This window comes from Cytobacillus horneckiae, from assembly GCF_002835735.1.
Classification (GTDB): domain Bacteria; phylum Bacillota; class Bacilli; order Bacillales; family Cytobacillaceae; genus Cytobacillus; species Cytobacillus horneckiae.
Genome location: NZ_PISD01000034.1, coordinates 100,789 through 119,761, shown reverse-complemented (window position 1 = coordinate 119,761; position 18,973 = coordinate 100,789). Strand labels below are relative to the sequence as shown.

Below are 18,973 nucleotides of genomic sequence, written 5' to 3'. Positions count from 1 at the left end.
CATCATGCTTCACATGCAAGCTAAAACAACTTCAGAAATGTATTAAGCGCACCAGTCATTGTCAGCTGCCACACCCGGCAGCTGACATTCTAGAACGGGCGAAAACATGGGGAGGAATTATAATGAACGAAACTTTGCAAACAAAAAACCTGATTGAACAAACGGAAAAATTTGGAGCGAATAACTATCATCCGCTGCCAATCGTTATTGCGAAAGCAGAAGGTGTGTGGGTTGAAGATCCAGAAGGCAATAAATATATGGATATGCTTAGTGCATACTCAGCGGTGAACCAGGGGCATCGCCATCCAAAAATCATTCAGGCATTAAAGGATCAAGCTGATCGCGTGACATTAACATCACGTGCCTTCCATAACGATCAGCTTGGGCCATGGTATGAAATGATTTGCGAATTAACGAATAAAGAAATGGCTTTGCCAATGAACACAGGTGCAGAAGCGGTAGAAACAGCGATTAAAGCCGCTCGTCGCTGGGCATATGATGTGAAAGGCGTTGCGGAAAACCAAGCAGAAATCATTGCATGCGTTGGAAATTTCCACGGCCGTACAATGACAGCGGTTTCTCTTTCTTCTGAAGAAGAGTATCAAAGAGGATTTGGGCCAATGCTGCCGGGCATTAAATTGATTCCCTACGGAGATATTGATGCATTAAAAGCAGCAATCACAGAAAATACAGCAGCATTCCTTATTGAGCCGATTCAAGGTGAAGCAGGAATTGTCATCCCGCCCGAAGGCTTCTTAAAACAAGCACAAGAAGCGTGTAAAGAAAACAATGTGCTGTTTATTGCTGATGAAATTCAAGCAGGTCTTGCACGTTCTGGAAAAATGTTTGCATGTGAATGGGATGACGTTGATCCTGATATGTACATTTTAGGTAAAGCGCTTGGCGGAGGAGTTTTCCCAATTTCTTGTGTCGTTTCAAGCAAGGAGATTCTAGGTGTATTTAATCCCGGCTCCCATGGTTCAACATTTGGCGGAAACCCAATGGCATGTGCAGTTTCCATCGCTTCAATGGAAGTGTTAAAAGAAGAGAAGCTTGTAGACCGTTCTCTTGAACTTGGAAACTATTTTGCAGAAAAATTAAAAGAAATTAAAAACCCGAAAATTAAAGAAGTGCGTGGCCGCGGTCTATTTATTGGCGTCGAGCTTACAGAACCGGCGCGTAAATATTGCGAAGAATTAAAAGAAGCAGGTCTTCTTTGTAAAGAAACACATGATACGGTGATTCGCTTTGCTCCGCCGCTAGTCATCTCTAAAGAGGATCTTGATTGGGCAATTGAAAAAATCGTAAAAGTTTTAGGATAATCATTACTTAAATATAAGAGGTGCAAGAATGGTTGCAGAAATGCTTGAGACACAAGCGGAACAGCAGGAAGAAACTTTGAATCTATTGACTTCAACACAGGTTGTCATAAAAGAAGCGCTCGAAAAGCTGGGCTATACCGAAGAAATGTTTGAGCTGCTCAAGGAGCCATTAAGGCTGCTGACAGTGAAAATTCCAGTCAGAATGGATGACGACACAGTAAGCGTTTTTACTGGCTATCGCGCGCAGCATAACGATGCAGTTGGCCCGACAAAGGGAGGCGTTCGATTTCATCCGGAAGTAAACGAAGATGAAGTAAAAGCGTTATCAATGTGGATGAGTTTGAAGTGCGGTATTGCTGATTTGCCTTATGGCGGCGGAAAGGGAGGCATCATTTGCGATCCGCGAAAAATGTCAATGGGTGAGTTAGAAAGATTAAGTCGGGGATATGTAAGAGCAATCAGCCAAATTGTTGGTCCTACAAAAGATATCCCGGCACCGGATGTTTTTACAAATTCACAAATTATGGCATGGATGATGGATGAATATAGCCGTCTGCGTGAATACGATTCTCCTGGATTCATCACAGGAAAACCGCTTGTTCTTGGCGGATCTCAAGGGCGTGAAAAAGCAACTGCCCAAGGCGTAGTCATATGCATTGAAGAAGCAGCGAAACGAAGAGGCATCACTATTGAAGGAGCAAGAGTCATTGTACAAGGGTTTGGTAATGCCGGCAGTTTTCTTGCGAAATTCATGCATGATGCTGGAGCGAAGGTTGTAGGTATTTCTGATGCCCATGGTGCACTGTATGACACAAATGGTTTGGATATTGACTATTTGCTCGATCGTAGAGATAGCTTCGGTTCAGTGACAAACTTGTTTAATACGACTATCTCAAATCAAGAGCTACTAGAAAAAGAATGCGATATTTTGGTGCCGGCAGCGATTTCAAATCAAATAACTGCAGCAAATGCTCATAAAATCAAGGCGTCGATCGTCGTTGAAGCGGCGAACGGCCCTACGACTCTGGAAGCAACTAGAATTCTATCAGACCGAGGCGTGCTGCTAGTGCCAGACGTCCTTGCGAGTGCAGGCGGAGTGACAGTATCCTATTTTGAATGGGTGCAGAATAATCAGGGCTATTATTGGAGTGAGGATGAAGTGCTAGAAAAACTGCAAAAAGTCCTCGTTCATTCATTTGAAAATGTATACGAAATCGCAGAACAGCGAAAAGTGAACATGCGTTTAGCTGCCTATATTGTCGGCGTTCGAAAAATGTCTGAAGCTTCAAGATTTAGAGGCTGGGTTTAATTTTTATCATAACTGGCAGACTTACATCTTAGATTTCTCACCAATGTTTCAAAATTGGCGAAAGACTGCCAGCCATAGTGGAGAGAAATCCTTGTACAGTTGATGTACAAGGATTTTTACTGCAAGGAAAATACAAGGTGAATTTTTGTAAAATTTACTAAAGTCGAAAAGGATTGATTTTTTCATGAACTATGAAAAACAGATTTTATCATGGTTTGACTATTTCCATCATCATCCTGAAACAAGTTTTAAAGAATTAAAGACTACTCAAAAAATTACTGAAATATTGGATGATTTACAGGTGAACTATTGCAGGTTTAACGATGTGACAGGTGTGATTGCGGAACTAGGCGAAGGAAGTGAAGCAGTTGCTGTTCGGGCGGATATTGATGCCTTATGGCAGGAAGTGGACGGCGTATACCAAGCGAACCACTCCTGTGGACATGATGCGCATATTTCAATCGTTCTCGGCGCGTTGCTATATTTGCAGCATCAGCCATTGAGGAAAAAAATCCGCTTTATTTTTCAGCCTGCTGAAGAAAAAGGCAATGGGTCATTGGCGATGATTGAAAAGGGTGCAATGAATCATGTCAGCCACCTATTTGGTGTTCATCTCCGTCCAGCAGAAGAACTTCCTTTTGGACAAGCTGCACCTTCTATTCACCACGGAGCCTGTGTCACATTGGAAGGTAGAATCATAGGGGTAGATGCACATGGTGCGAGGCCACATCAAGGAAGCAACAGCATTGATGTCATTGCAGCTATTCATCAATTTATAAAAAACATTTATATGTCTCCATTTGAATCCTATTCTTTGAAATTGACGAAAATCCACGCCGGCGGCGAGAGCCTGAATATCATACCCGGAACAGCTTCGTTCGGAATGGATGTGCGTGCACAAAAAAATGAAATATTAATAGGCTTACAAGAAAAAGTAGCAGAAGGATTGATGCATATAGAGAGCTTATATGGTGTGTCTATTAAGTTTGATTGGAAGGATTTTACACCGGGGGCCGAAGTATCAAACGACTCTGAAAAGCTTGCAGCAGCGGCAATTGAAGCAGTGCTTGGGCCAAAAAGCTTGGCACAGCCAGTCGTAACCTCCGGCAGTGATGATTTTCATTTTTACACAATCAAACATCCAGAAGTAAAGGCCACGATGATTGGCCTTGGCGCAGATTTACGATCTGGTCTGCATCATCCTAAGATGACATTCAATCATTCAGTACTTGATCAAGGCGCAAGGGTGTTAGCTGAAGTATTAAGCAAAATTTAATTTTTTTCACCATGGGAGGAATACGATGAAAAAGGAGAAACAAATATCGTTTGGATTGGCAATTATTCCATTATTAGTGATGATTACTATGATGTTTATTGCAGTAATATTTTTAGAACAAGGTCCTCATATTCCGCTTATTATTGGAACGATTACGGCGGCTCTAGTTGCCTGGAAAGCAGGCTATGAGTGGAAGGATATTGAAGAAGCAATGTACAAAGGAATTAAGCTCGCATTGCCGGCGGTCATCATCATTATGTTAGTTGGGCTAGTAATTGGCTCATGGCTAGGCGGCGGCATTGTTGCCACGATGATTTATTACGGATTGAAGATTTTGACACCGTCATTATTTTTAGTTTCCATTACTGTTATTTGCGCGGTAGTCTCTCTTTCGATTGGTAGCTCATGGTCGACAATGGGAACAATTGGTGTTGCAGGTATGGGGATTGGTGCGAGTATGGGGATTCCAATGCCGATGATTGCAGGTGCGATTATTTCCGGGGCTTATTTCGGCGATAAAATGTCACCGCTTTCAGACACGACAAACTTAGCAGCAGGGCTGACAGGAACAAGTTTGTTCGATCATATTAAGCATATGTTTTATACTACGATTCCTGGTTTAGCGATTGCGCTTGCGGTTTACTGGTATTTAGGGAAAGACTTTGGGAAAGATGGAGCCAATTCTGCAGATATTCAACAAACGATTTTAACATTACAAGATTCATTTGTTATTTCTCCATTTTTATTGATTGTTCCATTAATCGTCATCATTATGGTAGCGTTAAAGGTACCGGCTATTCCGGCATTAGTCACAGGTGTCATTCTCGGCTTTGCTTGCCAAGTGTTTGTACAAGGCGGATCAGTTTCCGCAGCTGTTACAGCTTTGCAGAGTGGATTCGTTATAGATACTGGAAATAAAATGGTCGATGGCTTATTCAATGGCGGCGGGCTTGATTCGATGATGTACACTGTATCAATGACTATAGTTGCCATGACATTTGGCGGAATTTTAGAAAATACTGGCATGCTTTCAGCGCTAGTAAATCAAATTTTGAAGCTGGCAAAGTCAGCGAAGAGTCTGATCATTACCACTGTTGCGTCAGCGTTTGCAACCAATGCTTCCTGCTCAGAGCAGTATATTTCAATTGTAGTGCCGGCAAGGATGTTTTCAAAGGCATACAAGGACAAAGGCTTGCATTCTAAAAACCTTTCAAGGGCTCTGGAGGATGGCGGAACGTTAACGTCTGTCTTTATTCCATGGAATACTTGTGGGGTATTTATACTTGCTACATTAGGCGTTCATGCCTTTGAGTATGCTCCATATGCTATTTTAAACTTTATCGTACCGATAATTTCTATTATTTACGCATTAATTGGCTTTACGGTTGTGAAGCTGACAGATGAAGAAATCATTGCTATGCGCAAAGAGGAAGAAGAAGCTTCATTAAATGGATAAATGCGATTGGAAAGTCTGTCCTATGCAGACTTTCTTATTCTTTTTAAATAAGGAGATGGAAAAAATGAAAATAACATCTATGTCACTGTACGCAATTCGTTTGCCTCTAAAACAGCCGTTTGTTATTAGTTATCATACATACAATGATATGCCATCAATTATTGTGAAACTAGAAACTGATGAAGGTTTCATCGGTTATGGGGAAGCGGTGCCTGATGAACATGTAACAGGAGAAACTTGGGAAAGCACCTTTCATCTTTTGAAAAATACATTAGGACCTAGCATCATTGGAGAAAATCCGCTCCAAATTGAGCGAATTCATGAAAGGATGAATAAAGTAGCCTATGGCGTGCCAGCTGCAAAGGCAGCCATTGATATTGCCTGTTTTGATTTAATAGGCAAAAAGCTGGGGCAGCCAATCTATCAATTAATTGGGGGCCGTTATCATGATGAGTTCCCAATTACGCATGTGCTAAGCATTGGCGAGCCGGAAAAAATGGCGAGAGAAGCAGCAGAACGGGTGCAAATGGGCTATACTTCTTTTAAAATTAAAGTCGGCACAGACGTGATGGAGGATGTTAACCGAATTAAAGCTGTTTATGAAAGTGTAAAAAATGACGCTGTCATTCGCGTCGATGTAAATCAAGGATGGAAAACAAGTGCAGCTGCGCTGAAGGGCATACGTGCTTTGCAATCCATTGATATTGACTGGCTTGAGCAGCCTGTCATGGCAGATGATATTGATGGCATGGCTTTTATTAGAAGCAAAACAGATCTATCATTAATGATTGATGAAGGCTTAAAAGGACAGCGCGAAATGAAGGAAATCATCAGCAAGAATGCTGCAGACCGGGTCAATATTAAGCTAATGAAATGCGGCGGCATCCAGCCGGCTGTGAAGCTTGCCTACCAAGCCGAGCTGGCAGGAATTGAATGCCAGGTAGGGTCGATGGTTGAATCGTCTATCGCTTCATCCGCAGGTTTCCATGTCGCTTTTTCAAAAAAGAATATTACTAGTGTGGAGCTGACAGGGCCGTTGAAGTTTTCGAAGGATGTAGGTGATTTGAAATACGATATTCCTTTTATCCGTCTAAATGGACAACCGGGATTGGGCATTGTCGTGGATGAATCTACATTGGAGGAGCTGACCGTATTTAAAGATTGCATTAGTTAGGAGAATAGTAGATGAGTATCTTAAATGAGGGTGTATTAAAACAGGGGCCATCCTATGTGGTAACTTATTTGCAGGAAAAAGATATAAAAGCCATTATGGCATTGCAAGAAGAGGTGATTGCAGCTTTAGATAATAAAAGCGTATTGCAGCCATTATTAGAAGAAGAGTTTAAATATATTTTAAAGGGAAAAGGGTTATTGATTGGTGCATGGATTGGCGAAAAGCTCATTGCCTTCAGGGCGCTGCTTGTACCGACGATAGATGAGGAGCATTTAGGCTTGGATGTGGGGATAGAAGATTTATCAAAGGTCATTTACCAGGAAATCTCCAATGTTCATCCTGATTATCGGGGAAATCACCTTCAGCAAAAGCTTGCGGCCATTTTAATGGACGAACTCAAAAAGGATGAACACTCTTTCGAATATGTGTGCAGTACCGTGGCGCCTTTTAATTTTCCAAGCTTAAAGGATAAGCTGTCACAAGGGATGGAGATTGCGGCGCTAAAAGAAAAGTATGGCGGCCGTTTAAGATATGTATTTGTGATGGAGATTCATCGCAAGGAAGCTGTAGAGTGGAAGAAATCACAGCAAGTGTCGATGAAGAATACTGCTCTTCAGCAGGCTTTATTGGCTGAAGGCTGGCGTGGAGTAGGAATGATTGTCGATGGTGAGAACAGCTTAATTGATTTTAGGAAAAGTTAAAATATTTTTAAAATAACATTGACAATACGAAATATGCGCGTTATTCTATTACTTAATATTCCAGCATGTTGATTTGGAAGAGTAGTTTGAAGCACTAGTCTACAGAGAGCGGCCTTGTTGCTGAAAGGGCTATGGCTAAGATCAAATGAACGACACCAATGAGTGCCGCCTGAACGAGTAATCCATTAGGAGCGGCCGGGTCCCACCGTTAACGGGAATGAAGTGATTGCAAAGGCTTGCCTTTGTGATAATCAGGGTGGCACCGCGAGTAGAATGAAGCCTCGTCCCTATACAGGGATGGGGCTTTTTTGTTTTTTTGATGGATAATAGGGCTGGGGCAATGGTAATCAGCTGTAACTAGATGCAAAACTGATTTAAGGAGGTGATCACATATGGATGACGATGATGATGATGATAACAACAACATAAAGCGAAAGAGGAGCGGATACAATGGAAAATCATCAGCAAAAAAGCGCATCCCGTGTGATGTGCTCCGAGGCCAGTCAATTTCTTGACCAGGAAATCATTATAAAAGGGTGGGTACAAAGAATTCGTCATTTAGGGAAAATTGCATTTCTGCAAGTTCGCGACCGGACGGGATACATTCAATGCGTTTTGGAAGGGCAGTGGGCGAAGAAATCTTTAAGCTTGGAATCTGTTATTTCCTTAAAGGGAAAAGCAGTAGCCGCTGAAAAAAGCCCGTCTGGAGTTGAACTTGTAGTCGTATCACTGGAGGTTATAAACATAGCGGCGAATCCATTGCCATTTGAGGTGAATAAAGAGAACTTAAATGTAAACTTGGATACGATGCTAGACCAGCGTGTACTGTCCTTGAGAAATCAAAAGGAACAGCTCACTTTTAAAATACAGTCAACTCTTGCAGGAGCGTTTAGAGATTTCTTAGTGAAGCATGGGTTTACACAAATTTTCACACCGAAAATTGTGGCTGCAGGGGCTGAAGGCGGAGCAAATGTATTTGCAGTAAATTACTTTGAACAGCAAGCATATTTGGCGCAATCTCCACAATTTTATAAGCAGATGATGGTCGGGGCAGGATATGAACGGGTATTTGAAGTTGGTCCAGTTTATCGGGCTGAGGAGCACAATACTTCCCGGCATCTTAATGAGTATATCTCATTGGACTTGGAAATCGGATTTGTTCAGTCCGAAGAGGAACTGATGGATTTAGAGGAAGCGCTGCTAAGTTTCATGTTCGGAAAGGTGAAATCAGCATTTGAATTAGAGTTGAATAAATATCATATTGAAGTGCCGGAAGTGGAAAAGATACCGCGAATAACTGTTATGGAGGCACAGCGAATTTTAGAGGAGACATATGGAAAGTCATCGCCAGCAGGTGATTTAGATCCTGAAGGGGAGCGGCTCATTTGTCAATATTTCATGGAAAAGCAAGGCTCGGCCTTTGTGTTCCTTACAAGTTATCCTAGAGATGTTCGCCCGATGTATGCTCTACCTGCTGCATGCAATCCAGACGAAACAGCGTCATTTGACCTTTTATTTAAAGGCATTGAGGTGACAACAGGCGGGCTTAGAATTCATGATTACGCACAATTAATCGCGTCTATCCAATCTCGCGGAATGAATCCGGCAAACTTCGAAAGCTATACAGAAGCTTTCAAATATGGCATGCCACCACATGGCGGGCTGGCAATAGGACTAGAGCGGCTCACATCCAAGCTGCTAAACCACCCCAACATCCGCTACGCCTCCACCTTCCCAAGAGACCGCCACAGAATCACCCCATAACCGTGGCAATGTCGAATTTTGTAGGTGACAGGTACCGACATGGACATGTCGAAAGCTGTAGGTGACAGGTACCTACAGCTTTCGGGTTTTTATTTGGTGTTGGTTGTGTAGTCGGCCATTTCGGCTAGGTTTTGGGCGTTTCTGCTGATTTCTTGGATTGTGGCCGAGAATTCTTGGATGGACGCCGCTTGCGTTTCTGTTAGCTGGTGAATGCCCGAGAAGGCAGTGTTCAATTCAGTTAGCAGACTAGAGATTGTTTTGGTGATTTCGTCGATTTGGGAAACATTGTCTTTAGAGTTAGTTGCCAGCTTGCGGATTTCTTCCGCAACAACTGAGAAGCCTCTTCCTGATTCACCTGCACGAGCTGCTTCTATTGCTGCGTTTAATCCAAGTAAATTACTTTGGTCGGAAATACTTTTGACAACACTTGAGATTTTTCCGATTTGATCTGCACTTGTGCTGACAGCATCCATTTGTCCAGTCATTTCGGTTACTTTATCAGCCAGTCTTGTAACCGATTTGCTGATTTCCTCAATGGTTGCAGCAGTTTGCTCTGAAACGGCTGATAAGCTTTCAGCTACATCAAAGAGCTGGTTCGCTTTTTCAAGGCTTGTTCCCAGCCCGATTCCACCAATGACATTGCCGTTATCATCATGCAAAGGAATAGCACGAGCAATCAGCGGGAATCCAAATAATTCTTTCGGTACGATGGCTGCTTTTTCAGAATTTGTACGAATCGCTTCGGTAATGATATCACCTTCTGCGAGCGGGTCCCCTGGATTCACATTCAATGAGAAAGTTTCCCCAGGATAATTGATAATTAATTTTTCAGTATCATAAATACCAATTGTTATATCATCTTGAATTAAACGATTCAAATAGGGAGCCACTTTAATGAAGGCTTCCATGATATCCAGTGTTTTTTCCTCTGCATCAATCATTTACTCTGCACCCCTTAATTTTTAATATGGAAAGTTTCTCTGACCATAATTTACAGAAATCCATTTCATTGTTGTGAATTCGTCCAGGCTCCAATCACCATTTAATCTGCCAAGTCCGGATTGGTTCTCTCCGCCAAATGCTACAATTGGTTCGTCATTTATTGACACATCATTCACGTGAATCATGCCTGTGTGAATTTTTTTAGATATTTCAACACCGCGTTCAAGATTAGCTGTATGAATGGCGCCGCTTAAGCCAAACTTAGTATTGTTTGCGATTGAAATGGCTTCTTCCTCTGTCTCGAACTGCATCACACAAACAACTGGTCCGAATAGCTCTTCTTGTGAAACGCTCATTTCTGTTGTGACATCAGCAAGAATTGTTGGCTCAACCATTCTTCCGGAGATATTGCCCTTTAATACCGGATTCGCACCATCCTTAATTCCACTTTCAATCGAAGTACGAAGCGTCTCAGCTTGACGGTGGTTAATAACAGGTCCAATAATTGTTTCTGGATCACGAGGGTCACCAACCTTCAAAGTTGAAACCTTTGCTTTATATTTTTCAAGAAATTCATTATAAATGGATTTTTGCACTAATATGCGGTTCGCTGACATGCAAATTTGACCTTGATGTGTAAAGCGGCTAAATGTAGCAGCATTGACTGCATAATCTAAATCGGCATCTTCCATAACGATAAATGCGCTGTTTCCTCCAAGCTCTAAAAGTGGCTTTTTAAAGTTTTTAACAGCTAGTTGACCAATATGACTGCCGACCTTCGTTGAACCCGTAAATGAAATGATTCTTGGAATTGAATGTTCAACAAACGTATCGCCAATTTCTTTAATATCCGTTAAAACGACGTTCAATAAGCCTTTAGGAACTCCGGCTTCTTCGAAGATTTTTCCAATCAGTGTGCCGCCTGTTACTAGTGAATCTTCATGTGGTTTTAAGACGACGCCATTCCCCGCTCCAAGTGCTGGTGCCACAGACTTCATTGAAAGGAAGAAAGGAAAGTTAAATGGGCTGATTACACCGACAACGCCAGCTGGAATTCGATATAAGCGGTTTTCTTTATTGTCTTCAGTTGACGGCAGAATTTTCCCTTCCATGCGAAGCGGGAAAGTAGCAGCTTCTTTAACCATATTTTTAACTAGGCCGATTTCAAAAGCAGCCTTAAGGCGCGTTCCACCTAGCTCGTCCATAATAAGTTCAGTGATTTCTTCTTCATGTGCTTCGATATAGTGTGCCGCTTTTTCAAGAATGTCTCGCTTTTTATAAGCATTTACTTTATCCCATTCAAGCTTTGCCTTTGCTGCAGCTTGATAAGCAAGGTCTATATCAGCAGTTGTTGCAATATTAACTTCGGCAAGTACTTCCTCATTATATGGATTGATATTCTTTAGCGTATTGCTACTTTGGCCATCTCTCCACTCACCAGCAATAAACTGTTTGCATAAAACCTCAAAATTTAAAGTCAAATCAAAAACCTCCCATATTTAAAAATTAAAAATAAACATATTCTCTCAAGCTATCTATCGACTAAAAACAAGCAAACTTCATATTAACTTAAGTAAAATTTAATGGGTAAATATACCTAATTGTCGAAATTTGGCGGTGACAGGTACTAATTAATTTAAATCCGGTAGTTTTGCAGGAATGTCATGAATTCTTGTTGTTTGGAGTGGTTGTGTTTGATGATGGCATAGGTGTGTGCTTTAGGGAGGGGGATGGTGGTGGAGACTTCGAGCAGCCAGCCCTCGAGCAGTTCTCTTCTAACCGTTGATAATGGCAGGAAAGAGACACCTAAGCCTTCAATTATAAATCGTTTTGTTATATGAATCTGGGAAACTTTCATCATTTTTATGTTCGGATACTTATGTTTAACCTCTCTTGTCAGTGACTCCCAATAAACTGGATGGTTCTCTGTTAATAAATAGTTGCTCGTTAAAATTTCTTCCTCATCTAATGGAGGTGCAGATTCTGCGTCAGCTCCGTCATGGGGAACAATTAGTTTAACTTCATCTGTAAATAATATCTGGTAATGAAGCTCACGGTCAGTTGTTTCAAGACACGATAAGCCCAAGTCAATTTCCTCGCTTAATACAGCTTTTTCGATTTCCTCTGATTCCAACACTTTCACTGAAACTTCAACAGTCGGATGTTTATTCATATATTTTTTTAAAACGAATGGGAGAATCGTATCTGCTATTAAAGGGGAAATCGCTAATGATAACGAAGCGGTAAATCCTTGACTGAACGATTGCAGATCCTCCTTCCCCTTTTGATAGACTGCGAGCAGTTCTTCTGCATGAGGAATATATCGCCGGCCTTCCTCTGTCAGCCTGATTCGTCTGCCAACACGTGTGAATAGTTCGACCCCAAGCTCCTTCTCAAGATTGTGAATATGAACAGTAACAGAAGGCTGTGAGATATATAATAACTCTGCCGTTCTGCGGAAATTCCCATACTTCGCAGCAGTTAAAAATGTATGTAACCAACTAAATTCTATAGAAATCTCCTCCTAATCAATTAATATTATTAATTGATTTATTTAAAAACATTTAATTTTTTAAATAATTTCTCTCCTATATAATAAAGGAAAATATAGAAAGGGGAAAGATAAACATGTTACAAAGAGGATTAAAAGGTGTGATCGCAGCCGAAACAGCTATCGCCCATGTTGATGGAGAAAAAGGGAAATTAATTTATAGAGGCTATGAAATTAGTGAGATAACGAGCAAATATAATTTTGAAGAAACCGCTTACTTATTATGGTACGGAAAACTGCCGACAGCTGAACAAGCAACCAAGCTGAAGGAGCAGCTCGTTCACAATAGGACACTATCTGACTATCAAATGGAAGTACTAAAACTTCTCCCGAAAGATATGAATATGATGAGTGTGCTGCGAACAATCATTTCAGCTGAAGGCAATCAATCCTACCAATGGCCCCCGACAATAGACGAAGCAATAAGACTTACCTCCATTACACCGCTTATTATCGCCTTTCGAAAAAGGCTAATGGAAAACCTTGATATCGTGCAGCCTAACAAACATTTAAATCATGTCGCGAATTATCTATATATGCTAACAGGCAAAAAACCGGCGGAGGCTCATGTCAATGCGCTTGAAACATATATGATTTTAACGATGGAGCATGGGATGAATGCTTCCACATTTGCAGCAAGGGTAGCAGCGTCCACTGAGTCAGAAATCATTTCTGCGATTACATCTGCAATTGGCACGATGAAAGGGCCGCTTCATGGAGGCGCTCCGGCAGAGGTTATACATCTTTTGGATGAAATAAAGGCGGATGGAAATACACAAAGAGTTTTAAAAGAAAAAATAACACGGGGAGAAAAACTGATGGGCTTTGGACATCGAATCTATAAAACAGTCGATCCCCGTTCAGTTGCTCTAAAGGAAAAATTAATAGCATTTGCCGGCAGTGATGAATGGCTTGATCTTTCGATTGAAGTAGAGGAAATAGGCATACAGTTATTAGAAGAGTTAAAGCCAGGCAGATCACTTTATACGAATGTAGAATTTTATGCTGCTGCTATTATGAAAGCAATAGAGATGGATAAGCAGTTATTTACGCCAACATTTACGGCGAGCAGAATGGTAGGATGGACCGCTCATGTACTAGAGCAAGCTGAAAACAATGTCATTTTTCGACCTCAATCAGCATATATTGGACAGTACAATATGAATATATGATAGAATATTCAAAAAAGGGTGATGCAAATGGAGGCGCTTTTCCATTATAATTGGATGGTCAGACATGAGTGGTACAAATGGTGCGAGGACCTTTCAGAAGATGAATTATTAGCAAGAAGAACAGGCGGAGTCGGCAGTATTCTAGAGACATTATTTCATATAATAGATGTTGAATGGAGATGGCTTAAAGAAATTCATGGACACTCCTGTCCGCCGGAGGAATTTGAAAAGTACAATTCACTAGAAAAAATCCGCCAACTTGATACTAAATACCATGAAGAGGTTGCACCCTTTGTAAAGCAATGGAATAGTACGATGGAAAATAAAGTTTTCAATGATATAGAGGCAGGAGAAATCTTCACATGGGGAGAAGTCATGAGGCATGTAATTGCACATGAAATTCACCATATCGGACAGCTGTCAGTATGGTCAAGGGAGCTTGACAGAAAGCCGGTCACTGCCAATTTTATTAGAAGAGGACTTACCGAACATATTAATTAAAGCAAAACAGCTGCCGGCATATAAGGCAGCTGTTTTTATTAGGTAGAAAATATATTGAATTTATATCGTACTATAAGATATAATCTCTTTATAAGACATAAAAAGGAGATTTATATGAAATATAATACAGTCTTGCTCAACCAATATTGGACAGATATTTACTTTCATTTACGTTACAATCATCACGATAAAATCTCTCATCAAGCGGTGCGTATTTTGCAATTAATAGAGAAACGGGACAGCATAGGTGTAGGTGAAGTAGCAGAGAACCTTGAAGTCTCTCACAACACAGCCTCTGAACATATAAAAAGATTAATAGAGAAAGGCTGGGTGCTTAAAGAAAGATCATCTCATGATGAAAGAAAGGTGCATTTGCGCTTAACAAAAGAAGGCGAGAAAGTCCTTCATCGAAACTCAAGCCTCGACGAAGTAAAGCTGAAACAAATTTTAGAAAGTCTCCCAATCGAGGATGCAGAAAATATTTTCCAATCATTACAGCTTTTAAGCGAGTGTGCCAGAAGATGAATGTGATTGGAAAAATAATCGCTTCTGCATTTGTCATTGCAGCTGTTACTGAACTTGCACGCAGGTTTCCTGCATATGGAGGAATCATTGCAGCGCTCCCGCTCGTGAGCTTATTAAGTATGATATGGCTATATGTCCAGGGGGAAACAGCTACAGTGTTGAGCAAATTTGCGTTGGGCGTATTATGGGGGCTGCCAGGGACAATTGTGTTATTATTCATAGTCTATTTTGCCTTAAAGCATTCCTTGCACTTGTATTTTTCAATTAGCTTAGGTATTGCTGGTTGGCTAATCTTTATGTTCCTCCAAGATGTAATTGTAAAATCATTCAAACTTTATTAAATGGATGTCTGTGCTTTTTTCTCTTGAAAGATTGCGTTATAATATACATGGAATAAATAGGGCATCCACAGATGCTAGTAGATATAAAAGTTGAAAGAGAGTGGGACATATGGGCCGTAAATGGAATAATATTAAGGATAAGAAAGCGGCAAAGGACGCAAATAATAGTCGTATCTATACTAAGTTTGCACTTGAAATTTACGTTGTTGCCAGACAGGGAGAACCTGACCCGGAATTGAACCAGGCGCTTAAATTTGTTCTCGAACGTGCAAAAACGTATAATGTTCCGAGAAATATTATTGATCGTGCAATTGATAAAGCGAAGGGAAGCACCGGCGAAAGCTATGATGAACTCCGCTACGAAGGATTCGGTCCAGGCGGATCGATGCTGATTGTTGATGCACTTACTAATAACGTTAATCGCACAGCATCTAATGTACGTGCTGCATTTGGTAAAAATGGCGGTAATATGGGTGTCAGCGGATCTGTATCTTATATGTTCGATGCAACAGCTGTATTTGGAATTGAAGGAAAAACTGCTGATGAAGTGTTGGAAATTCTGATGGAAGCTGATATTGATGTGCGTGATATTCTGGAAGAGGATGAATCAGTAATTGTATATGCTGAGCCAGGCCAGTTTCATGTAGTACAAGAAGCCTTAAAGGGTGCTGGGATAGAGGAATTCTCCATCGCTGAACAAACGATGCTTCCACAAACAGAAGTACAATTAGATGAAGAACAAGTTGCCCAATTTGAAAAATTAATCGATGCGCTAGAAGATTTAGAAGATGTTCAGCGTGTTTATCATAATGTAGATTTCGGAGAATAATATCATGGATGCACGCTTTTTAAGCGCTGCATCTTTTCTTTAGATACTGGAAATTCAGTAGTCAGATGTAGAATTTAGTTTATGTAAAAGTAAAATATATTTAGAGTAAAATGGTAACCTTGAAAAGAGAAAACCGCTATATAATGTATGTAGGAGGTGATGGTAATGGTATCGCAGTTCATGCCGGATACTGCAGCGTCTCATGCAAAGCCTATAATGGAAAGGCGATTCTTTGCATGAGGTAGAATAGAGTAAATCGCCATATCTTGTCTAGGCTTTGCCCTTATTGATATTAAAAATAAGGAGCGAGCATGATGAAATATGTAAATGCGACGGCTAAGTTGCCAGCATCATTACTGACAGAAATCCAAAAATATGTTCAAGGCGAAACGATCTATATTCCTAAACAAGAGCAAAATCAGAAAAAATGGGGCAGCGATTCTGGTGCCAGAAAACGATTAGATGAGAGAAACGCAAACATCAAATCACAATTTCAAACTGGATCAACGATTGATCAATTAGCAGCAGATTATTATTTGTCAGTTGAAACGATAAAGAAAATTATATATAAGAAATGATGATATATGCCGACTTTGTTTCTCAAGCAAAGTCGGCATTTTTTTTATTTTATTTTCGCTTTAATATAAATAATAACAAGGAAAATGATGTGTAGGAGTGAATGTAGTGGAGGCTTTTATAAGAAATGACCAATACAATATGTTGAAAGAACAGGCGCAAAAGCTTATAAATGCTCACGCATCTGTAAATGATGCGACAGTATTAGCAGCGGTAAGATCACTTACAATAGAGAAGGCTTACAGTGTATTTTCTGAATTAGGAGATGAACAAAAAGAGTTGATTGGCTCTCTTGTTACTATAAAGGATACCGCAGGTGCAGAAAAATTCTTAGCTGCAATCAAGCCGCTTGTGATTCCGTTTCAGAAACTAACGGAGCAATCGTTAAAAAAGCTCTTTCCGAAGGCAAAAAAATTAAAATTCCCATATGCTGATGCTTCAGATTTCGATGAGATGACCTATTTAGCTTGGGATGATAAGGGCAGTAATCGCAAGTTTATTATTGCTCCCTATAAGCAAAAATTAATCGGTTTAAACGGCAGCTTTGAACCTTTAAATCAAAAGAGCTTATGTGTATTTTGCCAAAAATTCACCGATGCTGGAATGTTTATTATAGAAATGAAAGGAGCAGCGGTTGGTACATATATTAAAAGGGGAAATTATATATGCAGGGACGCAAAGGCTTGCAATGAAAATATTTCATCTTTACAGCATCTTGATGATTTTATTTATCATGTAACAGGAAAATGACATCAAAACGGAGAAATATATAAGTGGATATTGATTTGAATTTAGCAGCGATTCTTCTTCAGGGGGGATCGCTTTTCTTTTTTTGCCAGATAGCGAATCGCTAATGAAAAGTTATTTATAGGGGAGAGGAAATGATGGAGGAAACCATTAATAATTATGACGATATTTTACTGATGCTTGATTCGTTCATCCGTGAGCCTGCTGGTTTTTGGAATGAGTTTTACAGAAATCGTGAGAAGGCTATACCGTTCTTTGTCAATAAACCTGATGAAAATTTAGCAGCCTATTTTGAACAAGAGTGGATCAGACCAGGGAAAGTGCTTGAGCTCGGCTGCGGACCAGGAAGGAATGCCGTTTATTTTGCGAAAAATGGTTGCAGTGTTGATGCAGTCGACCTTTCAGAAGTCTCACTGCAATGGGCGGCTGAAAGGGCAGAACAGGAAAAGGTGGCGGTGAACTTTATCCAAAGCAATCTTTTTGAGCTGGTGGTGGATAGGGGGAAATACGATATTATTTACGATTCAGGCTGCTTCCATCATATAGCCCCTCATCGGAAAATAACCTATTTAAATCTTGTTCATCATGCACTGAAGCCGGGCGGACACTTTGCCCTTTCCTGTTTCGAAGCTGGCGGCCCTCTCGGTGGAGTTGAAATGTCAGATTGGGAGGTATACCGAGAACGCAGCATAAAAGGCGGTTTAGGTTATACGGATGAAAAACTGCGGACAATATTCAAGGATTTTGAGGTAGTTGAGATTCGAAAGATGAAAGAGGAAACGGAAGATTCAACTCTATTTGGTGTAAATGGTCTATTAACATCATTATTTCAGAAAAATAAATAAAACCTATCGTATACCATAATTTTAATCGTATTTTTTAATTTTTTCATTCAGGATATGATAAACCTGAAAGGAAGGTGTTCTGGCATGTCAATAGATTTCCATAGTCAGGAAAATCAGTCATCCTATATAGGGAGGACGGCTTCATTATCATGGGTGAACGAAGTAAAAAAGGTGGTGGATTTCAAAGGCAAAGCGGTAGCAGATATCGGCTGCGGCGGAGGAATTTATACGCTCGCGATGGCAATGCTGGGGGCGGAGTCAGTGACGGCAGTGGATTATTCGCGGCAGCAGCTTCAGGCTGCAAAAGAAAACTGCCAGCAGGTTGAAAAAATAAAATTTCTATTAGGGAATGCTTTAGATACAAAACTAGACGATGCAACCTTTGATATCGTTTTAGAGAGAGCAGTCATTCACCATATTACCAAATTAGAAACATGCTTTAATGAGATTTACAGAATATTAAACGAAAATGGGACTGCGATTATTCAAGACCGAACACCAGAAGACTGCCTTCAAAAAAGCAGCAAGACACATATTAGAGGCTATTTTTTTGAAAAATTCTCCGCTTTAATCAACATTGAAACCTCACGCAGATATTCAAGCGAGCAAGTAATAGAAACAATGCGATCAACTGGATTTGCAGAAATTGAAGAAATAAAACTTTGGGAACAAAGAAAGGTATATCAAAATATTAATGAGCTTAAAAAAGACTTATTGGAAAGAAAAGGTCGCTCCATATTACACGAACTTAATGATCAAGAACTATTTCAATTAGTAAATGATATTGAAAAAGAGTTTGTACATCATAGAGGAGAGATTATAGAGGAGGATAGATGGACGATATGGATTGCTCGAAAGAAAAGAAGCTAGGGGAGAAATTCTTCCTAGCTTCTTTTTTTGGCTGCTGATTATCATATAAGACCGGTGAACTATTTTCAGAAT

Annotated in this window: 19 protein-coding genes and 1 other annotated feature; of the genes, 16 read left to right on the top strand and 3 right to left on the bottom strand. The window is 40.4% G+C overall.

Translation table 11 applies throughout. The features are described from left to right. Window positions 1-122: 122 nt before the first annotated feature. From CWS20_RS16520 to aspS, 7 genes are all read left to right on the top strand, one after another. A complete protein-coding gene (locus CWS20_RS16520; protein ID WP_066194890.1) occupies window positions 123-1,322 on the top strand; it encodes an ornithine--oxo-acid transaminase in 1,200 nt (399 codons plus the stop codon). 28 nt (window positions 1,323-1,350) lie between these two features. Next, on the top strand, window positions 1,351-2,631 hold the full coding sequence (locus CWS20_RS16515) for a Glu/Leu/Phe/Val family dehydrogenase (RefSeq protein ID WP_066194892.1): 1,281 nt from the start codon (window positions 1,351-1,353) through the stop codon (window positions 2,629-2,631). 184 nt (window positions 2,632-2,815) lie between these two features. Further along, complete coding sequence (locus CWS20_RS16510; protein ID WP_066194894.1) at window positions 2,816-3,907, top strand: amidohydrolase; 1,092 nt, start codon at window positions 2,816-2,818, stop codon at window positions 3,905-3,907. Between the two features lie 25 nt (window positions 3,908-3,932). After that, the gene (gene nhaC, locus CWS20_RS16505; RefSeq protein ID WP_066194896.1) at window positions 3,933-5,363 is read left to right on the top strand and encodes a Na+/H+ antiporter NhaC; all 1,431 of its coding nucleotides are present in this window, start codon (window positions 3,933-3,935) and stop codon (window positions 5,361-5,363) included. Window positions 5,364-5,427: 64 nt separating this feature from the next. Then, entirely contained in the window at window positions 5,428-6,537 is a 1,110-nt protein-coding gene (locus CWS20_RS16500; RefSeq protein ID WP_066194898.1) for a mandelate racemase/muconate lactonizing enzyme family protein, read from the top strand. A gap of 11 nt (window positions 6,538-6,548) precedes the next feature. Then, the gene (locus CWS20_RS16495; protein ID WP_066194900.1) at window positions 6,549-7,238 is read left to right on the top strand and encodes a benzoate transporter; all 690 of its coding nucleotides are present in this window, start codon (window positions 6,549-6,551) and stop codon (window positions 7,236-7,238) included. Between the two features lie 59 nt (window positions 7,239-7,297). After that, window positions 7,298-7,530, top strand: a binding site (T-box leader). A gap of 158 nt (window positions 7,531-7,688) precedes the next feature. Beyond that, window positions 7,689-9,002, top strand: a complete 1,314-nt coding sequence (aspS, locus tag CWS20_RS16490) for an aspartate--tRNA(Asn) ligase (RefSeq protein ID WP_066194902.1) — start codon at window positions 7,689-7,691, stop codon at window positions 9,000-9,002. Window positions 9,003-9,091: 89 nt separating this feature from the next. Here the strand turns inward: aspS and CWS20_RS16485 are convergent, their stop codons facing one another. From CWS20_RS16485 to CWS20_RS16475, 3 genes are all read right to left on the bottom strand, one after another. Beyond that, entirely contained in the window at window positions 9,092-9,943 is an 852-nt protein-coding gene (locus tag CWS20_RS16485; RefSeq protein WP_066194904.1) for a methyl-accepting chemotaxis protein, read from the bottom strand. Window positions 9,944-9,964: 21 nt separating this feature from the next. Continuing rightward, window positions 9,965-11,425, bottom strand: a complete 1,461-nt coding sequence (yfmT, locus tag CWS20_RS16480) for a benzaldehyde dehydrogenase (protein WP_066194906.1) — start codon at window positions 11,423-11,425, stop codon at window positions 9,965-9,967. Window positions 11,426-11,580: 155 nt separating this feature from the next. Next, window positions 11,581-12,456 (bottom strand): LysR family transcriptional regulator, encoded by an 876-nt coding sequence (locus CWS20_RS16475; RefSeq protein ID WP_066194908.1) that lies wholly within the window; start codon window positions 12,454-12,456, stop codon window positions 11,581-11,583. Between the two features lie 116 nt (window positions 12,457-12,572). Between CWS20_RS16475 and CWS20_RS16470 the strand changes: the two genes are divergently transcribed. The 9 genes from CWS20_RS16470 (at window position 12,573) to CWS20_RS16430 (ending at window position 18,901) form a co-directional block, all read left to right on the top strand. Further along, the gene (locus tag CWS20_RS16470; RefSeq protein WP_066194909.1) at window positions 12,573-13,667 is read left to right on the top strand and encodes a citrate synthase/methylcitrate synthase; all 1,095 of its coding nucleotides are present in this window, start codon (window positions 12,573-12,575) and stop codon (window positions 13,665-13,667) included. A gap of 27 nt (window positions 13,668-13,694) precedes the next feature. Next, a complete protein-coding gene (locus tag CWS20_RS16465) occupies window positions 13,695-14,168 on the top strand; it encodes a DinB family protein (RefSeq protein WP_066194911.1) in 474 nt (157 codons plus the stop codon). 114 nt (window positions 14,169-14,282) lie between these two features. Further along, window positions 14,283-14,693: a MarR family winged helix-turn-helix transcriptional regulator gene (locus CWS20_RS16460; protein ID WP_066194913.1), complete on the top strand. Its 411-nt coding sequence runs from the start codon at window positions 14,283-14,285 to the stop codon at window positions 14,691-14,693. Further along, the gene (locus tag CWS20_RS16455) at window positions 14,690-15,034 is read left to right on the top strand and encodes a DUF3147 family protein (RefSeq protein ID WP_066194916.1); all 345 of its coding nucleotides are present in this window, start codon (window positions 14,690-14,692) and stop codon (window positions 15,032-15,034) included. Before CWS20_RS16460 ends, CWS20_RS16455 begins: the two co-directional genes overlap by 4 nt. Window positions 15,035-15,143: 109 nt before the next feature. Then, entirely contained in the window at window positions 15,144-15,863 is a 720-nt protein-coding gene (locus CWS20_RS16450; protein WP_066194918.1) for a YebC/PmpR family DNA-binding transcriptional regulator, read from the top strand. Between the two features lie 314 nt (window positions 15,864-16,177). Next, window positions 16,178-16,441 (top strand): CD3324 family protein, encoded by a 264-nt coding sequence (locus CWS20_RS16445; protein ID WP_066194921.1) that lies wholly within the window; start codon window positions 16,178-16,180, stop codon window positions 16,439-16,441. Between the two features lie 106 nt (window positions 16,442-16,547). Beyond that, a complete protein-coding gene (locus tag CWS20_RS16440) occupies window positions 16,548-17,189 on the top strand; it encodes a FusB/FusC family EF-G-binding protein (protein ID WP_066194924.1) in 642 nt (213 codons plus the stop codon). 134 nt (window positions 17,190-17,323) lie between these two features. Continuing rightward, window positions 17,324-18,031 (top strand): class I SAM-dependent methyltransferase, encoded by a 708-nt coding sequence (locus CWS20_RS16435; protein WP_066194926.1) that lies wholly within the window; start codon window positions 17,324-17,326, stop codon window positions 18,029-18,031. Between the two features lie 84 nt (window positions 18,032-18,115). Next, the gene (locus CWS20_RS16430; protein WP_066194929.1) at window positions 18,116-18,901 is read left to right on the top strand and encodes a class I SAM-dependent methyltransferase; all 786 of its coding nucleotides are present in this window, start codon (window positions 18,116-18,118) and stop codon (window positions 18,899-18,901) included. Window positions 18,902-18,973 lie beyond the last annotated feature (72 nt).